We start from the raw sequence: 20,535 nt of genomic DNA, 5'->3' as shown, positions 1-20,535 counted from the left end.
GGCCACCGCACAGGGCCCCCTTGGAACAGGCTTGCTCCAGGGCTCCTTCCCGGGCGAGCCCGGCCCCGCATCCACACCGCAAGGAGTTCCCATGCCCGTACCGACACCGCACAGCAGCGACGGTCCCACGAACACCTGGCCCACCCGCTCCGTGGCGACCGCGGCGATCCTCGCCGCCGTCCTGGCCCTCACCAGCCTCTTATCCCTCACCGGGACCAGCACCGCCGCCGGAACACCAGCTCCCAAGCCTGCGGTACCGATGGATGCCGCGCAGATGGCCGCCATGAGCTCGCCCCTGCCCCCGGCGCAAGCTGCCGTGGCCGCAGCCCAGGCCAAGGACTAACGCCTCCGGCACCCAGCCCCAGCCCGAGCGACGAGTACGCGCGCGGCTCGGAATTCACCGCGGAATGCTTGCCCACCCGCCGCGCGAACGACGACCCGATCGTGCTGCCCGGCAAGCCGGGGGCCTCCCACCTGCACGAGTTCTACGGCAACTTCTCCACCGACGCGAACTCCACCTCCGACAGCCTCTACCTGACCAAGACCACCTGCGACCCGGCCAGCGACAAGTCCGCCTACTGGACGCCGACGCTCTTCCAGAACGGCGTCCCGGTCTCCCCCTCCCGGGTGACCATCTACTACCAGGGCATCACCGACCACGACCACGCCCAGCCCCTCCCGTTCGGACTGCGCTACGTCGCCGGCAACGCCCTGGCCACCAGCCCGGACCAGAATCCGATCGCGCGCTGGTCGTGCCTGGGCAGCTCCGACTCCAGCCAGGACTTCATGGACTGCCCCGACGGCGAGCCGCTCCAGACCTACCTGAACTTCCCGACCTGCTGGGACGGCGTCCACCTGGACAGCTCGGACCACAAGAGTGAGCTGCCCCGAGGATTTTGGACTGCTGCTTCGCGAGATACTTACGCTGCGATCTGCATAGTCTCGTGCTCGAGGTGGACTTCGGCAGGGGTCTTGTAGCCCAGCGCCGAGTGAAGTCGTTTGCGATTATAGAAGACTTCGATGTACCGCGCAATCGCCTTGCGGGCATGCTCACGCGTAGGGAAGGTAGTCCGCTGGACCAGCTCATTCTTTAGGGTGGAGAAGAAGGACTCGGCGGCCGCATTGTCCCAGCAGACTCCGGTTCGGCCGACCGATGCCCGAATCTGCATCTTTGCGAGTTTCCCCGGAACTCGGTAGAAGTATATTGACTTCCCCTGGCTGAGTGAAAAATACAGTTCTTCTGCAGTGGGGACCGTCCCGCAGCCATGTCCAAGGAGTCTGAAATCAGTGACGTCCTCATGTGATCGGCCATCGACCAACCCGCCACCATTTTCGTGCGGCAGTCGATGACGGTCGCCAGGAAGAGAAATCCCTCCCACGTGTGGATGTAGGTGATATCACCGACCAGCTTCACTCCGGGTTCCGCAGCGGTGAAGTCCCGCTTCACCAGGTCCGGAACCTCTGCGGCGTCCTGGTCGGGGAGGGTCGTGCGGCGCCAGGGCTTCGGCTGGCAGGGGACCAGCCCCAGGTCCCGCATCAGGGCACGGACCAGTTCGGAGCTGGCCGTGATGTCCATCCGGGCGAGCGCGGCATGCACTCGCCGATAGCCGTAGGTGCCGTCGTACTCGTCGAAGACATGACGGACAATCAGCTTCAACTCCTCGCGGCGCTCGGCTGTGGCCGAAGCCGGGCGCGTCCGCCAGGCGTAGAATCCAGATATCGAAACGCCCAGCCAGTCGCACATGCGCGATATAGGAAATTCAGCTTTCTCGCCGTCGATGAACTCGTACTTCTCGGTCACCGATGGTCGCGGGCAAAGAAAGCTGCGGCTTTTTTTAGGAAGTCTCGCTCAGCGGTAACTTCCCGGAGCTTCTTCTCCAGTTCCTGAACGCGCTCGTCAGTCTCGACGGAATCGGCCACCGAGCCACCGGCTGCATGCGTCTTCCGGTACTGCTGGACCCACCGACTGACCGAGCTCTCAGTGATGCCGAATTCCTTCGCCACAGCCACATGCGGAGGGGAGTTGTCGAGAACCTCCCTCACTACCCGCTCTTTGAGCTCCGGACTGTACGGCTTTGTTCGCTTTACCACTTACCTATCCTTCGGTCGGGATAAGTATCTCTTGCATCGCGGCAGTCTGTGAACCTCGGGGCGGCTCAGTCCACCATACGAGGCCGGCCGCGTGGCGCGGCCGGTGCCTCATGTTGCCGTCATCCGTGATCTGCGCGAACCGAACCGAGTGCGTGGCCCTGACCTGGTTGGCCGCCGGGGCTGTTGGGCGATCGGAGGTTGGGTCAGTGCAGGATGCTGACGGCGCGGGCGATGACCAGGAGTGAGGTGAGCAGGGCGGCGATGCTCTGGATGCTCATCATGAGCTTGGCGCGGGTGGACAGGGGCATGGTGTCGGTGGGGCTGAAGGCGGTGGAGTTGGTGACGGAGACGTAGAGGTAGTCCGTCAGGGTGGGGACCCAGTCTGCGGTGATGCTGGATCCGTCGGCGACTTCTTGGACGGCGTCGTCGTTCTCGTCCTGGGAGAAGCGGAAGTCGGCCATGGGCAGTTCTTCGCGTGGTGCCTGGGTGCGGCTGACGGGGCCGCCGCGGTCCAGTTCCCAGTAGGCCAGGCCGAACACGATGACGTTGGTGAGCCAGACCTGCAGTGCGGCCACGAGCAGGGAGCTGCCGTTCTTCACGCCGACCGTGACCAGGGCGTGGACCAGGATGCCCAGGGAGAACAGGTTGCTGGCCGCGATCACCGCGACCAGCGCCAGGGACAGTGCCCGGGAGGCCTTGGTCTGCCGGGTCATCCGCTTGGGGTTGATCACGACCAAGGGGATGAGCAGGAGCAGTTCCAGGCCGGGCAGGACGAAGCGCGGGGCGAACAGCAGGTTCTGCGGCAGCAGCAGGTAGAGGGCGATGGCTACCAGCGTGGCGATCACGGCGGGATACCGGACCTCTCCGCGGCGTTCGTGGCGCGGGTGCCTGGTTCGTGCCGTCGCGCGCGCCTGCACCATGATCGTTGGTCTCCTCTGCCGCAGTCAGACGTGTTCGGCGTGTGGGTGGGCGCGGATGGCAGGCGGCGGCCCGCACAGTCGAGCTGTGCGGACCGCCGCCTGCTGTATGTGCGGGTGGGTCAGCTGTGGGGCATGCCGTTGTCGTAGTAGGCGCCGACCTGCTGGTGGTAGTCGGCGTCACCGGTGTGCTTGTCCTTGTCGAACTCCGGCGAGTTCTTGATCTCGTCCTTGGTGCGGCCGACCTGGACGGTCTGGTTCTGCGTGTCGACCGAGGTGAGGGTGCCGGCGGGAAGCAGGACGTGCTTGCCGAAGATCCACGGGCCCGTGTCGACGACGATGTATCCGGCCTCGACGTCCTGGGAGTGCTTGTCGACCTTGCCGATGTGGCCGTCGGTCGCCTCGACCTTGTAGCCGGTCAGGTCGGTGCCGGTCTGGTAGCCGGAGTTCGCCTGGTGGGCCCACATGCCGTTCTCCACGGAAACACCCTTCGCCGGTAGGTGAAAGCACCTGGTATCAACTGAAACAGTAGGATTGCTGCCTCGGTGAGTCTCCTGTCCCACTCCGGACGGCTCATGCCACCCGCTGCGAGAATCGCCACTGAACAACCTCCTACGCCGGACCCGGCGAGTCGGCAGAGGCACCCGGTCGAGGGCCCGCCCGAAGCGGCGGCTGGGTAAAGGGGCTGCAGCCGGCCGGGGGAATCGGCCGGGGGAATCGGCTGGTGGGGCATGCCTGTTCGCTTCCGGAGACATGCTGTGGTCCCATGCCGCTCACCAGCGCGGGGTCACCTCCGACTCAGGCTGTTCCCTACTTTTGACGGAGCCTGGACCATGCCCCCAGTGTTGACTATCCAGGCACAGCAGCAGGGAACGCGCGCCGTGCTGGCGCTGGAAGGCGAGTTGGACCTGGACGGCGCGGACGCGCTGACCGACACACGCAACGTGTCCGCTAAAGCGGAACAAGCTCACGCCGCAGGGTACTTCAGCTCGGTAGACGGCCTCGGAGGCGGCGACGGTGCCTCGTTCCAGCATCAGGTGCTGCATATCGCGGTAAGAGACCCCCACTCGACAACGTGACAGGGCCGTTCGCTCTGCCCGTCCTGGTCCAGGAGCGTGTCCCCGTCCTCGGCCCTTCGGTATGCGCGTTTATGCCGAACATGATCGCGCTGCCAACCTGCGGCAGCGGGCATTCCCTCGAAGGGCCGATTCCACCAAGGTGTGAATCTACGCGCATCTACTTGCTCGGCGTCCGTTTCGCAGGGACCATACGACCCGTCTCATCTGTCCATGTACGGTCATGCGCGGAGGGGTGTCGATGAGGAAATGGAAGAAAAGATCGGTGAGTGTGGCCCTGGTCGCCGCCGTCACACTGGCGGGGGCCTCGCTGGCCACGGCCGAGGGGGCTGGTAAGCACCCCACGACCGGCGTCGGCTCGTGCACGCTGAAGGGATGGAACCCGGCGACGAGCCCGACGAACGCCAGAAACCTGCCGGTCGGAAAGCGGCCGCAGGCGTACAAACCCGACGACTTCGACTGCACCGGCGCAGTATTCGCCGCGCCCGGCGTGGAGTTCGCGAAGTTCCCACAGCCGAAGAACCTCAAGATCACCAACAAGAGCGTCGTGCGGAAGGCCGGTGGCCATCAGACGGTCGTGGCGAAGCCCGCCACCGCGGTGAACCCGCTGGCGCCGTACTTCCCGCCGTTCCAGCACTTCGTGGTCATCTACCGGGAGAACCACACCTTCGACGACTACCTGGGCGACTGCGCAACCACCATCAGCCCCACCTGCAACGGCCAGGTGCAGAGCACCAACCACATCAGCTCCGTGCCGAACCTGCACCAACTTGCCAAGACCTACTCGCTGTCCGACTCCTACAGCACCGGCGTCCAGCCACCGTCCGGCCCCAACCACTGGTTCATGTTCTCGGGGCAGTCCTCGTCCAGCAGCCAGCAGCAGTCATACCCGTCGAACGGAACCCAGTTCGACCGCTTCCTGAAGAGCGACTCGGGTCCCACCGACGAGGGCACCAACGCCTGCACGGCTCCGACCGGCACCAGTAGCGGCACCAGCCCGTACACGTTCATCATGAACGGCGACATCTACTGGATGCTCAACAGCGGCAGCGGCTACTGGAAGAACCCCGCCGACGGCAAGGCCGAGGTCCTACCGCCCAACCGCCCGGGCACGACCATCCCCGAAGAACTGCACACCAACGAGTACACCTGCCAGAACCAGAGCCTCCCCGACAGCACGATCTCCAACGACTACCTCAACTTCATCAACGCCAACGGGATGCCGGCCTACAACTACGTCGAGCTGTTCAACGACCACCCCGGCACCTACCAGGACATCCCCGGCAACGACACCGCGACGAACAGCATCGTCAACTCCATCATGAGCAACCCGACGTACAAGAACAACACCCTGATCATCGTCACCGAGGACGACACCCAGAACGGCAACAACGGCCCGGACCACGTCAGCAACACCTACCGCGTGCCGCTGCTGGTCATCGGGTCGCCGACCTACGTCAAGCAGCACTACGTCTCGCACGTGGCGTACACCACGGGCAACGTGATCGCGGCGATGGAACGCACGATGCAGAACGTACACTCCGGCGTCATCGACCCGAACGACAACCTGGGCTCGTCCACCTTCCCGATGACGACTGCGGACCAGTCCGCGCTCGGCGACCCGCTCGAGGACTTCTGGGTCCAGGGCTCGACCCCCCTGTCTGCGAGCGCGAAGGGGTCCCCGACCACCGGCAACGCACCGCTGACGGAGAACCTCACCGGCTCTGCCACCGGCGGCACGGCCCCGTACACGTACAGCTGGAACTTCGGCGACGGGACCACCAGCACGACCCAGAATCCAAGCCACACCTACAGCACCGCGGGTACCTACACCGCGACGCTGACCGTCACCGACAGCGCCTCTCCGGCGAACTCCGCCACGTCGCAGGTGACGACCACGGTCAGCGCAGTCGGCAACCCGCTGGCGGCCAGTGCCTCGGCCACCCCGACCTCCGGTCAGGTGCCGCTGAGCGTCGCCTTCACCGGCACCGGCACCGGTGGCACCCCGGCGTACAGCTACACCTGGAACTTCGGTGACGGGACCAGCAGCTCGGCGCAGAACCCGAGTCACACCTTCAGCACGCCGGGTACCTACACCGCGACGCTGACCGTCACTGACAGCGCCTCGCCGGCGAAGTCCGCATCCTCGACGGTGACCATCACGGCCTCCCCGATCGCAGCGACGGTACCGGGCGCGCCCACCGGCCTGACGGCGAGCGCCGGAACCGGGCAGGTCGGGCTCAGCTGGACTCCGCCATCCAGCACCGGCGGAGAGAACATCACCTCGTACAAGGTGTACCGCGGCACCACCAGCGGCGGCGAGACGCTGCTCACCAGCGGCGGCTGCAGCGGCCTGGGCGCGGTGAACACCTGCACAGACACCGGGCTGACCGCCGGTCAGGCCTACTACTACACCGTCACCGCGCTGAACGGCGTGGGCGAGGGGCCGGCGAGCAACGAGGCGACGGCCACCGCTACCGGCACCGGCTGCCAGGCACAGCAGTTGCTCGGCAACCCGGGCTTCGAGAACGGCAGCTCCAACCCCGCGCCCTGGACCGTAACCTCGACGCACACCCCCGTCCAAGTGATCGGCAACAGCAGCACCGAACCGCCGCACAGCGGCACCTGGGACGCCTGGCTCGACGGCTGGGGCAAGACCACCACCGACACCATGGCCCAGACCGTCACCCTGCCCAGCGGCTGCAGCAACGACAGCTTCAGTTTCTGGCTGCACATCAACACCGCCGAGACCTCGAAAACCGTCGCCTACGACACCCTCAAGGTTCAGGTGCTCAACAACTCCGGGACCGTCCTGGGCACCTTGGCCACCTACTCCAACCTCAACCACAACACCGGATACACGCAGCACACCTTCAACCTCGGCGCGTACGCCGGCCAGGAGGTGACCCTGAAGTTCACCGGCGCCGAGGACGCCTCGTACCAGACCTCGTTCGTACTCGACGACACCGCGCTGAACGTCAACTGAGGCTGACTGGTCAAACGACGCGCCGGATGGTGCACTGCGGTGCATCATCCGGCGCCGCGTTGGTTTCTTCAGGATCGGGTTCTTCAGGATCAGCTGGGTGCGCCGGCTGAGGAATGGATGAACGGATGGACACACCCGTCGCGGTGAGAGGCCGCGGCATCACCAAAGTGTTCGGTGATGTCTTCGCCCTCGACCATATCGATGTGAGTATGACGCAAGGTCAGATCCACGGCCTGGTCGGCCCGAACGGTGCCGGAAAGACCACGCTCCTCGGCCTGTTGTTGGGCCTGGCCGTCGCCGACGAAGGGAGTCTGGAGATTCTCGGCACTCCGGTGGGACGCGTGCCGGCCGCGCCTGACGGTGTCTCCGGGTTCGTCGACGGTCCCGGCCTCTACCCCACTCTCACCGCGAGGCAGAACCTTGCCGCACTCCTCACGCTGCGCCCTGATGACGCGCCAGCCACGGGTGTCGAAGAGGCATTGGAGCAGGTCGGGCTCGCCGACGTCGCCGATGCCAAGGTTCGCGGCTTCTCCCTGGGCATGCGCCAGCGGCTGGGGCTGGCCGCAGCCCTGCTGACCAGGCCACAGCTGCTGGTGCTCGACGAGCCGTCCAACGGACTGGACCCGCTCGGCAAGAAGCACGTGCACGGTGTGCTCAGCCGCCTCGCCGCCGAAGGCGTCACGGTCGTGCTGTCCAGCCATCGGATGGACGATCTGGAGGCGCTGTGTTCCGAGGTCACCATCCTGGCCGCCGGGCGCGTGGTCTTCTCCGGACCGGTGTCGAAGCTCTCTGACGACAGTCGGGAACTCGACTACCGGCTGCGCGCCTCGGATCCGTCCGGCGCTCGCGCGGTCGCGGCCGGAACGCCCCGCGTGAGCATCATCGACGGCTACGACGCCCCGGCCCGACCGGACACCGACGTGATCGTCATCCGCGCACGGGTGGCGGACGTAGACGAACTCGTGGCCCGAATGGCGCGCGACGACATCGCGGTGCGTGAGTTGACCCCCGTCGTGTCACCGCTGGAAGCCGCATTCCTCGCCCTGACCCAGCAGGAGGCCGACCGATGACCACGACTGTCGCCGACACCCCCGCCCCCGCCGCCGGGTCTGGAACTGGGTCCGGGACTGGGAAAGCGAGCGCGCGCCCGGTCCCGGTGGCCCGCATCCTCCGCTTCGAGTTGGTCAAACAGTTCTCCGCCTTGCGGGTGCGTCTGCTGATCGGGCTGTGCTGGATCGGTCCTGGCCTCCTGGTCCTCGCGGTCGACCAGCAGAGCACTCTGCCCTCGGACACCCTGTTCGGCCGGTGGATGCACGCCACCGGCTGGGCCGGGTCGTTGGTGGTGCTCGGCTTCGCCGGAACGTGGGCGCTACCACTGATCACGTCGATGGTCGCCGGCGACGTGTTCGCCTACGAGGACCGGTTGGGCACCTGGCGCCATCTGCTCATCGCGGTCCGCTCGCACCGGCGTATCTTCGCGGCCAAGGCGATCGCCAGCGTCACCGTGATTGGACTGCTGGTGGCAGGCCTGGCCGCCTCCAGCGTGTTCGGCGGACTGCTCGCGGAGGGGAACGAGCCGCTGGTCGGGCTGGACGGTCACCTGCTCTCCGGCGGGGACGCGGCCGGAAACGTCCTGCTGGCCTGGGTCTGCGTGTTGGCGCCGACACTCGCCCTGGCCGCCATCGGGCTGCTCGGGTCCGTCACCCTGGGCCGATCCCCGATGGGCCTGATCCTGCCCATGCTCGCCGCCCTCGGGATGCAGGTGGCGCAGTTGCTGCCACTGCCGGTCCCGGTACGCCTGGCACTGCCCGGATACGCCTTCATCTCCTGGAACGGCCTTTTCGCCGATCCCCGGCAACTCGGCCCCTTGCTCATCAGCGTCGGGGTCAGTCTCGTCTGGGCGGTCGTCGCGACGGGAGCGGCCTACCTGCTCTTCCTCCGCCGGAACTTCACCAACCTCAACAACGACGGCACCGGACGCAGGGCGCTGAGCTTGGGCATCCTGCCGCTGGTCGGCGTACTGGCCACAACGGTCGGTCTTGTCGAGGTGACGACCGGGGCGGGCGGTTCCGGCATCGACCAGCCCAAGGTGCAACGGTCGGTGGCCACGACGTTCGCCCACCTCTACCGGATGCAGCAGGTGCAGATGCGCCAGCCGCCGGTCACCGAAGTGCAGCTGCAGACATCAGCTGCCTGCGACAAGAGCGAAGGACTCGGCGCGCAGGAGGGATCGGGCAACGACTGGCGCTGCACGGTCTCCTGGAACGTCCCCGGCTACAACGCCACCGCCCAGGCCATTTACCAGCTTAACGTCACCGCGAACGGGCGGTACACCGCCGACGGAGACGGCCCCGTGCAGGTGAACGGCTACTTCCTGATCGTCAGCGGGGGAAGAGCGGTGCCGAACCCGCTCTGGCAGTTCGACGGCAACGTCGACCTGCTCCCCGGATGAACACCGCGTGGCGGCGGCGGCATCCCTGAGGCCCAACCAGCGGCCGTCCATCAGCTTCGACCGCATCGCACGGCGAGCCAGCAGGCAAGCAGTAGCGTTCACCGCTACAGCCGCTGAGCAGCACCTGGCCACCGCGAGGTGTCCGAACACAGCAGTCCGGCCTGCCGTGGCAGGCCAGTAGGCTTGAGGGGTGGGGGTCCTGACCAAGGTCGAGCAGGACCCCCACTTCCCTTTGCCCCCCGAGTGCAGCGAGGGATCCCCAGGCGCCTTGCAGAGGCCGGCGCCGGGCCGCTTCTCCCGGGCAGATGTGTGAGGTCTCGCGAGATCCTGGACGGGGACGGGCGGCTCAGAAGCGGTGGCTTTGGAAGTCGCCCAGCAGGAGGCTGAGTTGCTTCTCCTGCTCCACTGCCGAGGCGGGTTGGATGTTGCCGTGGTCGATGGCGTACGCCTTGAGGACGGCGTCCACCTGGTCGTCGAGCAGGGTCCAGGTCGTGTGGTTGACCGCCTGCAGGGAGGTGGAGTCGGCGTCCCAGTCGTCGCGCATCTTCTGCACGGTGGTATGGGATGCTGCTGCCGCTGCGGTCCGGTCCTGGGTGATCGCGGTCTGGGTGAGGTTCTCGTACTTCGCCACTGCCGCGGTGGTCTGGTTGCCGGTCAGGGCCGCGGTGGGGCAGGCCGGCATCGTCTCGCTCTGCCCGGTCGGGTCGCAGGTGACGTGGGGCTGGTTGTGGGCCCAGATCATCAGCGCGACGGTACCGGCGGCGATCACGCCGAAGGTTCCTAGCGCGATGCGCTCCTTGCGCGTGTTGGTGGTGGTCGACGGCTCGTGCGTCACCTCGTAGGTCTCGGCGACGTCGCTGCGGCTGATCGTCAGGTAGGTGACCGTCGCCAGGATCGCGCCGAGGAAGATCAGGCTCGTGGCGAAGGTGCCCAGGCCCAGTCCGACCGGGTCACCGGGGGTGGCCGCGACCTTCGGGGAGGCGAGCCAGTCACCGATGTTGGCACCGAGCGGGCGGGTCAGGATGTAGGCCAGCCAGAACGAGAGAACAGGGTTGGCGCCGAACTTCCACAGCGCGGTGATCGACACGATCAGGCCCAGCGGCAGGAACACCGACTGCGCGGGCGTCCAGTTGGTCAGCTCCAGTGTCCAGTCACCAGTGGCGGTGCCCAGCGCGAAGGTCACCAGAACGGTCAGCCAGTAGAACGCCTCACGGGGGAAGGTCGTGATGCTGTGGATCGACAGGGTCCTCTCGCGCCACCACCAGACCCCGAAGACCAGGGCCAGCAGGACCGAGAACACCGTCGAGCTCAGCCACAGAGGGACGTGCAGCTGATCGGTGAGCATGTCGGTGTACAGCGTGCCGGTGACACTGACCACCACCACGGTCAGCCAGTACGGGAAGGGGCTGTAGCGCTTCGTGCGGACCTGGACGGTCAGCACGACCGCGAAGACGGCCGTGAACAGCAGCATGGTGTTCGTCAGGCCGAAGCCCAGCGTGGTGTTGATGTAGTCGGCGAAGCTCTCGCCCACGGTCGTGCAGAGGATCTTGATGATCCAGAACCAGAGCGTGACCTCGGGCACCTTGTTCAGCAGGCGGCTTCCGGGGACGCCCCTGGAAGTGGTGGTCGTCGTCGATGTCGTCATGCCGGGAGACTATCGTCTACAAGCATGTAGACAGTGGCGGAACCGCAGCCTCCTGGTCTCTGGATACCGTGCCGACCACGGCACAGGCCCCTGGCCTGCGCGCACTACCAGCGGGGAAGCCTGTGCGGCCGGAAGCAGTGGGCCGCACCGCGCGCGAGTCGACTCTCACCGGACTCCTCCCCGGCGGAGGGCGTCCCGTCCTCCGCCCCGGCGGACGGAGTTGGGCGGAGGGGGGTCATTCGAACCGGCGGGCGATGGTGTCCGGTTCGCGGCCGGACAGCAGCCAGCCGGCCAGGAGCGCCAGCAGGGGGACGCCCACGGCGAAGGCGGCCAGTGTGCCGAGCGGGACCTGGCGCAGTGAGCCGAGGTCGTCGTGGTAGACGCCGAGCAGGCCCAGGGCGGCGCAGGCGGTTCCCAGCACGGTTCCCGTCCCGGCCAGGGCGCCGGAGGTGGTGGCGGTCAGCTGCCTGCGGATGCGGCGGGAGGCGCCGGTGGCGGTCAGGGTGCGCAGGTCGGCGGTGGCTTCGCCGCGGATGGTGCCGACGGTCATGCCCAGCACGGCCAGCGCGAGCAGGGTTCCGGCTCCGACCGCGCCCAGGCGCAGCGGCAGCAGTGAGCCGGCGATGTCGCGGGACTCGATGACCAGTCCCGCGTCGATGGCCATGGCGCGGGCGGCGTTGATCTGGGCGGCGGTCAGTGGCTGGGAGTTCTGCAGCAGCCAGCCCGTCTGGGCGGTCTGCCAGCCGTGCTGCGCCACTGCCGCCTCGGTGAGGAAGGAGTCGGGGTCGGAGCTGTAGACCGGTCGCGGGATGGCCTGGGTCCGTGCGACCGGGATGCCTGCGGTGGTGCCGATGAGGTACAGCGTGCCGGTGTGCGGGGTCAGGACCTCTTTGTCGCTGGGGGAGAGGTGCAGGCCGAAGTGGGCGGCGGTGGCGGGGGTGGCGACGTACAGGACGTAGCCCTTGTAGGTGTTCGACCCGGTGCGGGCGCCGAGTTGGACGGCGGGTCGGCCGCCCGGTCCGCCGGCCTGGCCCGACTCGATCGGGGCGCCCGGGTCGTAGGCGACCTGCAGGGGGACGGTGGTGGCGTGGTCCAGTGTGGCGCTGTAGGTGGTCACGGCCTGCTGCATCCGGGCGAGTTGGTCCGGGGTGGTGTCGTGGACGAGTCCCGGGTCGATGCCGGTGCTGATCAGCAGTTGGGTGGCGGGCAGCGTCCCCGCGCCGACATGGGCCTGGGCGATGGCCGAGACGCCCATGACGGCGACCGGGATGCCCAGCGCCAGGCTGATCGCGGCGAGCGCGGCCGCGGACCGCCCCTGGTAGCGGCCGAGGTCGCGCATCGCCAGGCGCGGGGCCACCGGGGTGTGTGCGGCGAGCACGGCGACGGCACGGATGGCGCCGGGGCTGACCAGCAGCATGCCGGCGACCAGCGCGACGATGCCGGTGACGATCAGGGCGGGCCTGTCGCGGGAGGAGAAGACAAGGGCCAGCACGCCGCCGGTCAGCAGGAGCAGTCCTCCGGCGACGGAGCGGCGCGGGGCGGTGGGACGTGGGGGGCGGTCCGAGAGCGCCTGGGTGGTCGGGATCCGGGCGATGGCGCGTGCGGGCCACCAGGCTGCGAGGGCCGGGGTGGCGATGGTGACCAGGGCGGTCAGGGCGATCAGCGGCCAGGGGATGTTCCAGGCGTCGATGCGGTGGCCGGCGTGGGTCTCGAAGCTGGAGGCGGTGGCCAGCCACAGCCCCAGGCCGGCGACGGTGCCGACGGCGGCGGCCAGGGCTCCGGCGATGGCGCCGTGGGCGACCAGGACCAGCCGCAGGTGGCGGTCACGGGCGCCGACGGCGGCGAGCATGCCGATCTGGCGCAGCCGCCGGTGGGCGACGGCGGCGAAGCCGGCCGCCGCGACCAGGCTGACCAGCAGCATGGCCACGGTCGCGAAGCCCAGGGTGCCCAGGGCGGCCAGCGGGCGGGTGTCGGTGCCGCGCTCGCTGTACTGGAGGTTCTTGCCCCTGCGGAACGCCTCGAACACCGCGACGGGGGCTGCGGTCAGCAGGGTCACGGAGGTCGCCGCGGCCATGTCCTGGGGCGGGGCCAGGGCGAACTGGTCGTTCAGCTTCTGCGGGTTCTCGACGATCCCGGTGACGGTGTAGGAGTGCCCGTCGAGCTCCACCTTCGACCCGACGGCTGCGTTCTGGGCGCTGGCGACGCCGCGGGTGAGGGCGACCTGCGCGGCCCCGGTGGGGTAGGCGCCGGAGCGCAGTCGCAGCAGCGGGGCGCCGAAGGGCCCGTGCGGGTCCTGGAACCGCAGGTCCAGGGTGTTGACCGCGCCGGGGATCGGGATCGGCCGGTGCCCGACGGCCTCGGTGGCGCCCAGGTGCGCGCGGAAGTCGGCGATGGTCGTGGCCAGGTCGCGCAGCCGCTGGCCGGTCAGGGTGGTCGACTCGGTGGCGGTGCCGAAGGCGGCGGTGTCAGAGGCGGCCGCGTTGTAGACGGCGCTGACGCCGAAGGCCGTGGCCGTGGAGGTGACGGAGATCAGCACAAGGACCAGGATCTGCTGACGCCACTCGCGGCGGAACATCCGCCAGGCCCAGCGCAGCACCACCCGGCGCGCGCCGAGGCCGCCGCCCGCGCTCATGAGCGGGCCTGTGTTCCGTTGATCAGCGACTCGGGGCCGGCCAGGGGCGAGGTCTGGTCGATCATCGTGCCGTCCCGCAGGAAGACCACTCGGTCCGCCCAGGAGGCCAGTTGGGCGTCGTGGGTGACCACGACCGCCGCCGCGCCGCGCTTGCAGGCGGCCTTGAGCAGCCGCATCACCGACTCGCTGCTGAGGGAGTCCAGGGCGCCGGTGGGCTCGTCGGCGAGCAGTAGCCGGCGCTCCCCGACCAGGGCGCGGGCGATGGCCACTCGCTGACGCTGACCGCCGGACAGCTCGTCGGGGAACGAGGCGGCGCGGTCGGCCAGGTCCATGCCCGCCAGCGCCTCCAGGGCGGCGGCGCGGGCCTTCCTCACGCTGCGGCCGTCGAGTTCCAGCGGGAGGGCGACGTTCTCCAGCGCGGTAAACCCGGCCAGCAGGTTGAAGTCCTGGAAGACGTAGCCGATGCTGCGGCGGCGCAGGCCCGCCCGCTCGTCGCGGGAGGTGCCCGCGAGGGAGCGGCCCTCCACCAGGACCTCGCCGCTGGTGGGCTCCTCCAGGCTGCCCGCTATCGTCAGCAGTGAGCTCTTGCCCGAGCCGCTGGGGCCCATCACGGCGATCATCTCGCCGGTGCGCACCGCCAGGTCGATCCCGGTCAGCGCGCGGACCTGACCCGGGCCGGTGCCGTAGACCTTGGTGACGTCCCTCAGTTCCAGAACGGTGCTCATCTTCTCGCCTTCCTGACGGGTCGTGCGTAGGGAGCTGCAGGAGCCGGAGCGGTGACCGGCAGCTCCAGCCGGCCCAGGCGGGCCTCGGCGGCGTCGAGCCACCGGACGGCGGCCTCCAGCCGGAACAGTTCCGCGTCGGCGACCAGCAGCAGGCTGACGTCGTTCTCGGCGGCGTCCTCTTTCAGGCGGGAGAACTGGCGCATCGTCTCGATCAGGTGGCGGCGGTGGACCTGGAAGACCTCGGCCAGGTCGACGCCCGGGACGCGCAGTGCGACCAGCACCTTGATCACCAGTTCGTCGCGCGGGGGACCGTCGTCCGGCGGGGTGCGCAGCCAGGTGGACAGCTCCTGCCGCCCCCCGGCGGTGATCTGGAAGCATTTCTGCGGGCCGGGCTCGGCGTCGTCCTCCGACTCGACCAGGCCGTCGCGCTCCAGGCGCTGCACGGTCGTGTAGACCTGACCGGCGTTCAGTGGCCAGACGTCGCCGGTTCTGTCCTCGAATTCCTGACGCAGCTGGAGGCCGTACTTCGGCCCTTCGCTGAGCAGGGCCAACAGGGCGTGCCGGATGCTCATGACTCCCCTCCATCTGATTGTATACTCAGTAATATACTGGGTATAACAGTGAGCCCGGCAAGGCCTTGACAGGAAGCGCCGGAAAAGACGGGTCAGGCTCCGGATGTCGGGGGGCCAGCGGCTGCGGGCGAGTGATCTGCCACAGCCCCGCCACCTCGTAGTACACCCCGTTGACCACCTGGCGCAGGACCAGGGTGACCGGCCACAGCACTGCTCCGAGGGCGGGGACGGCGTCCACCGGCAGGGTGTAGGCCATCACCACCCGGGCCGCGCCGTCGAGGAGCATCGCCGCAGCCCAGATCGCGGTGGACACCCGCCAGATCCGCCGGAACCGGGTCGACCGCTCCCACAGCACGTATACGGGGTGGTCGAACACAGTTACCTCTGCAGACTCCGTCCAAGGCCGCCACCGACTTCGCCAAGAGGCATCCGGCGGCTCGGAGTGGCACCGGCGCCGACATCGACAAGGCGGTCAGTCCTAGACCCTCGGCGGCCTGACCAGGTCGACGCCAGCGCGGTCTTGGTGCACTACTCCGGCGTCAAGCCCAGGTGGCGCTCGGGGTGCGGGGTGGTCTGCACCGGCGGCATCGGCAGGGGCGCCGCGTGCGGCGGCGACCACGGCGGCGACTGAACGTCTCCCGGGTCGTCTCAGGCGCCGGCATCCCAGACCAGGTCACCGACTCCACCCCGGTCCGCACCACTCAGATCGCGCCCACCCTCTTGGCCCTGCTCGGCCTCAACCCCCAGTCGCTGAATGCCGTCCGCGTGGATGACGTCAAAGTGCTGCCGGTGCACTGACTCAGCTCGCACCGCATCATTGCTGGAGCCGGACTTCCTCAGGAGTCCGGCTTCGTCGTGTAGTGGTGAACCGAATGCGGCTACGGCGCAATAGGGGTGGTGATGGACGACGACGCCGAGCAGGTGGACATCACCGCGCTGCCACGTTGGGCGGCCCGGCTCACCGCCTGCGCGGCCAGCATCTGCTGAGCGCTGCTGGGCAACCTGCTCTGCGTGGGCGTGCTCTACGCGGTGACCGCCGCACAGGGGGCGTCGGGCGATCCACAGTGGTGGCCGGTCGCGGTGAGCGAGGTCGCCGTGGTCGCGCTCGGCGCCGTGGGGTTCACCGCCGGGGTGCTGCGGCCCAGCCGCTTCACGGCGCCACTCGCGGCGATCGTGGTCGCCCTGGTGCTGCGGCAGACCCTACGAAACGGCGGCACCTACGCCCTGCTGTCGCCGACCACCTCGCCCGCGTACTCGCTGGAGGCGCTCCGGCCCGACGCGGGTGTCTTCTCCCCGTACCTGCCTGATCTGTCGATCACCAGGATCCTGTTCCTGGGCGGCCTGACCGTGGTGGCGCTGGGACTACTGGGGGTGCAGCGGGTGTGCGGCAGCCCGGGGCTGCGCCGGGCGGCAGCCGTTCTGGTCGCGGTCGGCCTGGCCGCCTCTGCGACCGCCTCCGTCCTGGTCGCCACCGCGAAGGCGACCGCCACCGGAGTGTCCGTCCCGGCCCTGCACGACGCCGCTGATGACCGTCCCATCGCTACACCCCCCTCTGCTCCGTCACCCAGGTCCCGGTCTGCCTCCACCCGGTCTACCGCCGCTACCTCCCGGCGATCAGCGCAGCCCTGGACCCGTTGCTGCGCGAAGTCTCCGGGCTGCCGGGCGCGCCCGTACGACTCAGCCAGGTCGCCGACTCCGGACAGCACACCGACCTGGCCACGGTCCAGATCACCGGGACGCCCCCGGTGGCGCAGGTCTCCTTCGACATCGGCTACGACGGCGTGATGTGGCTGGGACCCCCCAGGGGCCGCCCGGATCCTGCTGCTCCTCGGCCCAGCTGTGGTCCAGCACCGCGCACCTCGGCGCGGAGGTGCTGCCGCTGGTGGCGGCGCCGGTGGTCGACAGCCTGATCGGCCATGCCGGGCAGGCACAGCAGGCGGTGTCCGAGGGCCTGCTGGCAGCGGCCGGCGTTTCTGCCGAGAGCCTGGCCGTGCTGTAGGCCGTCCACACCGCACCGGCCGACCTGCCCGGCCCCGGTGGCCTGGTCTACGCCGCGGGGCAGCGCTTCGCCGCCCTGCCGGCCGCAGCCCGGCACGCCTGGCTGGCCGCCCACCTCGCCGACCTCCGCGCCGGCCGGATCACCCTGGAGCAGCTGCCGTGACCGCACTGACCACCGCGGGCCCCACCGTCGGCCGTGACCGGCGTTGGGGGAGCGCTGCCCGGCTGGTCCTGCTGCACCTGCTCAGCCGCCAGGTCCCAGGAGCGCTGGCGGCGCTGGCCGGCTGCGGGATCGCGCTGCGGGTCGTCCCGTGCTGCCCTGGGCCAGGGGCGACGGCGCGACCGCCGAGCAGCTGGTGCTGCTGGTCCAGGCGGCGGCCGCCTCGGTGGTCGCGGTCGCGGCCCGCAGTCCCTTCGGCGAGAGCGAACGCAGCACCGGCAGCCGGCTGGCGTATCTGCGGCTGCTCACCGCCCTGGCCCTGACGGCGGTCGCGGTCGGTGCACTGGCTGTCGGGGCGACCGGCGGAGAACTCCCAGGGGTCCGGGACAATTGCTGCGCGGCGTCGCGGGCCTGTGCGGCATCGGCCTGCTGTCGGCCGTCCTGTTCGGCGGCGCACTCGCCTGGGTCGGGCCGCTGAGCCATACCGTGGTCGCCGAGTTCGCCCTGATGCAGGCCTGGCGTACACCGTGGATCTGGCCCGCGCGCCCCGGCCACGACCTGGGCGCCTCCCTGTGCGCGGGGGCAGCCCTCGCCGTCGGGGCCGCTCTCATCGCAGCGCGCGGTCCGCGCGATCAGGGCGAGTAGCGCGGTACCGCCGGGCCCAGGGCGTGCTGCGGGGCCGGCCCGGGGTGGTGTTCTGGCGGGCGCCGCGATTCGCCTACGGCCTCGCCTCCGTGGAGGGGACGCCGCTGGTCCGACCGATGCTGAGCGGCCCGGGCGCACTGGTGCGTCGCTGTTCGCGTAGTCCCGCGACCCCGCGGTGCCAACGGAGCACTCCTACTGCTGCTACACCACGTAGTAGTTTGGGATCGGTGGGCGACTTGGACTTCCGGAAGAGTCGTCCGGCGTACCTCCGCATACGGGAAGGGGCTCAGGGTGCCGCATGTCGGGCGCAGCACGACAGGTCGGCGGCCGGCCGGCGCATTGGAGTCGGATGTGATGGCTGTGCTGTGGGCCGCCGGCGGCCCGTTGACGGCAGCGCAGGTCGGTGAGCGGTTGCACGGTGAGCTGGCGTACACCACGGTGCTGACCATTTTGTCGCGACTGGTGGGGAAGGAGCAGTTGACCCGGGAGCGGTGCGGGCGGGGGTATGCTTTCGCGCCGGTGCGTGACCAGGCCTCCGACACCGCCCAGCGGATGGTTTCCCTGCTCGATCAAGGTACTGATCGCCAAGCCGTCTTGGCCCGGTTCGTCTCCACTCTCAGTGGTGAGGACGAGATGCTGCTGCAGCGATTGCTGCGAGGCGTCGAGGGCCGTTAGCCCGTTCTGTCGATAGAAGCGGCGAAGGCGTCGAGCCTTTCCGAGAGCCGGGCGACTTCGCCGTCCAGGTCCGCCAATAGTGCTGTGCGCGCCTGCTGCGGCAGTTCGGGCACCTGCTGCAGGACCTGCATGTGTGCCCTGATCGCGGTGAGTACCTCGCGAAGTCCCTGGGCTGCGAACGAGGCTGACCGGCGCTCATGCTCCCGGGCGTGCTCCATGCCCTGCGCCAGTGCTGAGACCGCAGTGGTCAGGCGTGCCGCCCGACCGTGCCCGCTCGCGCTAGTGCTGGTCAGCGCGAGAAGCCCGTCGGTGCGGCCGCTACGGACTGCCGATTCAAGCTCCTGTGTCAGGCGCTCCATGTGTCCACCGGGGCGCAGGGATACACGATCAGTCATAGCTCACCTTGGTGCTGCGCAGGTACGGCATGGGTTCCTTCCTGAGCCGTAAAGCGGCATCAACCGCGGTCGTGCGGCCGCCGCTCGCCCCGCTCGTGGCGGTGCGCCCTGGGGAAGGGCGAACATCGCACGGAACGGCGGGCTGTGGAGCGGCGACCGCCCCACTCAAACTACTACACGCTGTAGAGTTCCGGGAGGTTCCCTCCCCGGGCCGGAAAGCAAAGAAAGAGGCCAGTAAGAGCACCATTCATGCTGTTCCCGTACAAAGACGGCAACCCGACCTCCGTCCGACGCGTCCCTGCCTTGCGACGGACCAACGGCAACCGCACGGAGAGGCAGGCATGGGGAACCCCGCGACCCAGGAACCGCGCCTCGGCCACAAGTACCGCTGGGTGCTCGCCGGATGGGCGGGGCTGTGGTTCCTGCTGGACCTGCTTGGAGGCGGCTACTCCTGGCACTACTTCGCCCACGGCAGCGCCCTGCTGTTCGACGGCTCGAGAGCCTTGCCGCCGGGAGGGATGCACCTCTACGCCAACTACCCCGACCTGCAGATAGGCCCGGTAGCCCTGGTCTGCGCACAGGCTCTGCGGATGGTGGGCCCCGCGAACGGACTCCTGGCCGCCCAACTCGCAATGTCGGCCTGCGGCCTGATGGTCCTGCACCTGTTGGAGCGCTCCGCGGTGCTGCTGAACCCGGACCTGGCGCGTAGGCCGCAGCCGCTGCTGCGCACCCTGCTGGTAGCCGGTGCGGCGTTCCTTGTGCTGTGGGAGTCCCTGGCGGTGCACTACGGGCACCTCGACGATGTGCTGGCGCTGCTCTTCGCCGCCCTCGCCGTGCGGGCCCTGGCCGCTGACTCGCCGGCGCTGTGCGGACTGTGCCTGGGACTGGCCGCGGACTCCAAGCCCTGGGCCCTGGTCTTCCTGCCGCTGGTCCTGGTCGCCGGCCGCACCCGGCGCCGCTATGTGGCCGTCTATGCCTTGGCCGCGGTGCTGCTGTCGTGGCTGCCCTTCGTGGTCGCCGACCCGGGCACGCTGGGGGCGGCGCAGTACGCCATCGTCAACGAACCTTCCTCCGCGCTGCGGGCGCTGGGCGTGGCCACGGCGGGGACACCCTCCTGGGACCGCATGGCCCAATTGGTGCTGGGCTGCTCACTGGGCCTGTTGGCGGTGCTGCGCCACCGCTGGCCCGCCGTGCTGCTGCTGGGCATCGGTGCGCGCATCGTGTTGGACCCCGGCGTCTACGACTACTACACGGCCGGGATCCTCTTCGGCGCCCTGTGCTGGGAACTGCTCGGACTGCGGCACCCGACCCCCTATTGGACGCTCGGCTGCTTCGTCGCCCTTTACCTGGCACCGCGCCTGACCAACGACGCGGCGCTGTTGGGGAATCTTCGCCTATGGCTGGTCCTCGTGCTGGTTGGGGGGGTGCTCCTGCTACCACAGCGGTGGTGCGCCGAACTGGCAGGCTCCGAGACAGGGCAGGCGTAACCGTGTCACCGGTGTCCACCCTGAGTGCTGGATCCTCCCACCGGGATCGAATACGCGGACGGTGGAACCGGCGTGCGCC

20 protein-coding genes and 1 pseudogene are annotated in these 20,535 nt (G+C 69.0%); 12 read left to right on the top strand and 9 right to left on the bottom strand.

Annotation, left to right across the window (positions count from 1 at the left end):
- Positions 1 to 91 precede the first annotated feature (91 nt).
- A complete protein-coding gene (locus ACXKR8_RS24500) occupies positions 92 to 343 on the top strand; it encodes a hypothetical protein (protein WP_458266721.1) in 252 nt (83 codons plus the stop codon).
- Positions 344 to 411: 68 nt separating this feature from the next.
- Entirely contained in the window at positions 412 to 978 is a 567-nt protein-coding gene (locus ACXKR8_RS24495; protein WP_458266720.1) for a DUF1996 domain-containing protein, read from the top strand.
- Here the strand turns inward: ACXKR8_RS24495 and ACXKR8_RS24490 are convergent.
- From ACXKR8_RS24490 to ACXKR8_RS24480, 3 genes and pseudogenes are all read right to left on the bottom strand, one after another.
- Positions 921 to 2,091: pseudogene (locus tag ACXKR8_RS24490) on the bottom strand (IS3 family transposase). The gene ACXKR8_RS24495 and the pseudogene ACXKR8_RS24490 sit on opposite strands and share 58 nt — an antisense overlap.
- 203 nt (positions 2,092 to 2,294) lie before the next feature.
- Complete coding sequence (locus ACXKR8_RS24485) at positions 2,295 to 3,011, bottom strand: hypothetical protein (RefSeq protein WP_458266719.1); 717 nt, start codon at positions 3,009 to 3,011, stop codon at positions 2,295 to 2,297.
- Between the two features lie 119 nt (positions 3,012 to 3,130).
- Entirely contained in the window at positions 3,131 to 3,487 is a 357-nt protein-coding gene (locus ACXKR8_RS24480) for a PRC-barrel domain-containing protein (protein WP_458266718.1), read from the bottom strand.
- Positions 3,488 to 3,853: 366 nt separating this feature from the next.
- On the opposite strand from ACXKR8_RS24480, the gene ACXKR8_RS24475 reads away from it, so the two are divergent.
- The 4 genes from ACXKR8_RS24475 to ACXKR8_RS24460 all read left to right on the top strand — a co-directional run bounded on the left by ACXKR8_RS24475 (position 3,854) and on the right by ACXKR8_RS24460 (position 9,522).
- The gene (locus ACXKR8_RS24475; RefSeq protein WP_462099835.1) at positions 3,854 to 4,087 is read left to right on the top strand and encodes a hypothetical protein; all 234 of its coding nucleotides are present in this window, start codon (positions 3,854 to 3,856) and stop codon (positions 4,085 to 4,087) included.
- A gap of 262 nt (positions 4,088 to 4,349) precedes the next feature.
- Positions 4,350 to 7,070 carry a PKD domain-containing protein gene (locus ACXKR8_RS24470; RefSeq protein WP_458266716.1) on the top strand — a complete coding sequence of 907 codons (2,721 nt, stop codon included), beginning with the start codon at positions 4,350 to 4,352 and terminating at the stop codon, positions 7,068 to 7,070.
- Between the two features lie 125 nt (positions 7,071 to 7,195).
- Positions 7,196 to 8,140, top strand: a complete 945-nt coding sequence (locus ACXKR8_RS24465; RefSeq protein WP_458266715.1) for an ABC transporter ATP-binding protein — start codon at positions 7,196 to 7,198, stop codon at positions 8,138 to 8,140.
- Positions 8,137 to 9,522, top strand: a complete 1,386-nt coding sequence (locus ACXKR8_RS24460; RefSeq protein WP_458266714.1) for an ABC transporter permease — start codon at positions 8,137 to 8,139, stop codon at positions 9,520 to 9,522. Before ACXKR8_RS24465 ends, ACXKR8_RS24460 begins: the two co-directional genes overlap by 4 nt.
- 346 nt (positions 9,523 to 9,868) lie before the next feature.
- Here ACXKR8_RS24460 and ACXKR8_RS24455 read toward each other — a convergent pair whose 3' ends face one another.
- From ACXKR8_RS24455 to ACXKR8_RS24435, 5 genes are all read right to left on the bottom strand, one after another.
- Positions 9,869 to 11,167, bottom strand: a complete 1,299-nt coding sequence (locus ACXKR8_RS24455) for a COG4705 family protein (RefSeq protein WP_458266713.1) — start codon at positions 11,165 to 11,167, stop codon at positions 9,869 to 9,871.
- Positions 11,168 to 11,402: 235 nt separating this feature from the next.
- Positions 11,403 to 13,799: an FtsX-like permease family protein gene (locus ACXKR8_RS24450; protein WP_458266712.1), complete on the bottom strand. Its 2,397-nt coding sequence runs from the start codon at positions 13,797 to 13,799 to the stop codon at positions 11,403 to 11,405.
- Positions 13,796 to 14,524, bottom strand: a complete 729-nt coding sequence (locus tag ACXKR8_RS24445) for an ABC transporter ATP-binding protein (protein WP_458266711.1) — start codon at positions 14,522 to 14,524, stop codon at positions 13,796 to 13,798. Before ACXKR8_RS24445 ends, ACXKR8_RS24450 begins: the two co-directional genes overlap by 4 nt.
- Positions 14,521 to 15,096: a PadR family transcriptional regulator gene (locus tag ACXKR8_RS24440; RefSeq protein WP_458266710.1), complete on the bottom strand. Its 576-nt coding sequence runs from the start codon at positions 15,094 to 15,096 to the stop codon at positions 14,521 to 14,523. The genes ACXKR8_RS24445 and ACXKR8_RS24440 overlap by 4 nt, the downstream gene beginning before the upstream one ends.
- A gap of 25 nt (positions 15,097 to 15,121) precedes the next feature.
- Positions 15,122 to 15,472 carry a DUF3159 domain-containing protein gene (locus ACXKR8_RS24435; protein WP_458266709.1) on the bottom strand — a complete coding sequence of 117 codons (351 nt, stop codon included), beginning with the start codon at positions 15,470 to 15,472 and terminating at the stop codon, positions 15,122 to 15,124.
- Positions 15,473 to 15,699: 227 nt separating this feature from the next.
- Here ACXKR8_RS24435 and ACXKR8_RS24430 point away from each other — a divergent pair, with 227 nt between their 5' ends.
- The 5 genes from ACXKR8_RS24430 (at position 15,700) to ACXKR8_RS24410 (ending at position 18,574) form a co-directional block, all read left to right on the top strand.
- A complete protein-coding gene (locus ACXKR8_RS24430) occupies positions 15,700 to 15,894 on the top strand; it encodes a hypothetical protein (protein ID WP_458266708.1) in 195 nt (64 codons plus the stop codon).
- Positions 15,895 to 16,107: 213 nt separating this feature from the next.
- The gene (locus ACXKR8_RS24425; RefSeq protein ID WP_458266707.1) at positions 16,108 to 16,881 is read left to right on the top strand and encodes a hypothetical protein; all 774 of its coding nucleotides are present in this window, start codon (positions 16,108 to 16,110) and stop codon (positions 16,879 to 16,881) included.
- A 1-nt stretch (position 16,882) separates the two neighbouring features.
- A complete protein-coding gene (locus tag ACXKR8_RS24420; protein WP_458266706.1) occupies positions 16,883 to 17,095 on the top strand; it encodes a hypothetical protein in 213 nt (70 codons plus the stop codon).
- 310 nt (positions 17,096 to 17,405) lie between these two features.
- On the top strand, positions 17,406 to 17,732 hold the full coding sequence (locus tag ACXKR8_RS24415; RefSeq protein WP_458266705.1) for a hypothetical protein: 327 nt from the start codon (positions 17,406 to 17,408) through the stop codon (positions 17,730 to 17,732).
- A gap of 458 nt (positions 17,733 to 18,190) precedes the next feature.
- Positions 18,191 to 18,574, top strand: a complete 384-nt coding sequence (locus ACXKR8_RS24410) for a BlaI/MecI/CopY family transcriptional regulator (RefSeq protein ID WP_458266704.1) — start codon at positions 18,191 to 18,193, stop codon at positions 18,572 to 18,574.
- Here the strand turns inward: ACXKR8_RS24410 and ACXKR8_RS24405 are convergent.
- Positions 18,571 to 18,969: a hypothetical protein gene (locus tag ACXKR8_RS24405; RefSeq protein WP_458266703.1), complete on the bottom strand. Its 399-nt coding sequence runs from the start codon at positions 18,967 to 18,969 to the stop codon at positions 18,571 to 18,573. The two genes, ACXKR8_RS24410 and ACXKR8_RS24405, sit on opposite strands and share 4 nt — an antisense overlap.
- A 341-nt stretch (positions 18,970 to 19,310) precedes the next feature.
- Between ACXKR8_RS24405 and ACXKR8_RS24400 the strand changes: the two genes are divergently transcribed.
- Positions 19,311 to 20,456, top strand: a complete 1,146-nt coding sequence (locus ACXKR8_RS24400) for a hypothetical protein (RefSeq protein WP_458266702.1) — start codon at positions 19,311 to 19,313, stop codon at positions 20,454 to 20,456.
- Positions 20,457 to 20,535: the final 79 nt, after the last annotated feature.

The sequence above is a fragment of the Streptacidiphilus sp. PAMC 29251 genome, assembly GCF_054208735.2.
Note: the sequence above shows the minus strand (reverse complement) of the source record. Positions and strands in the feature narration are given on the sequence as shown.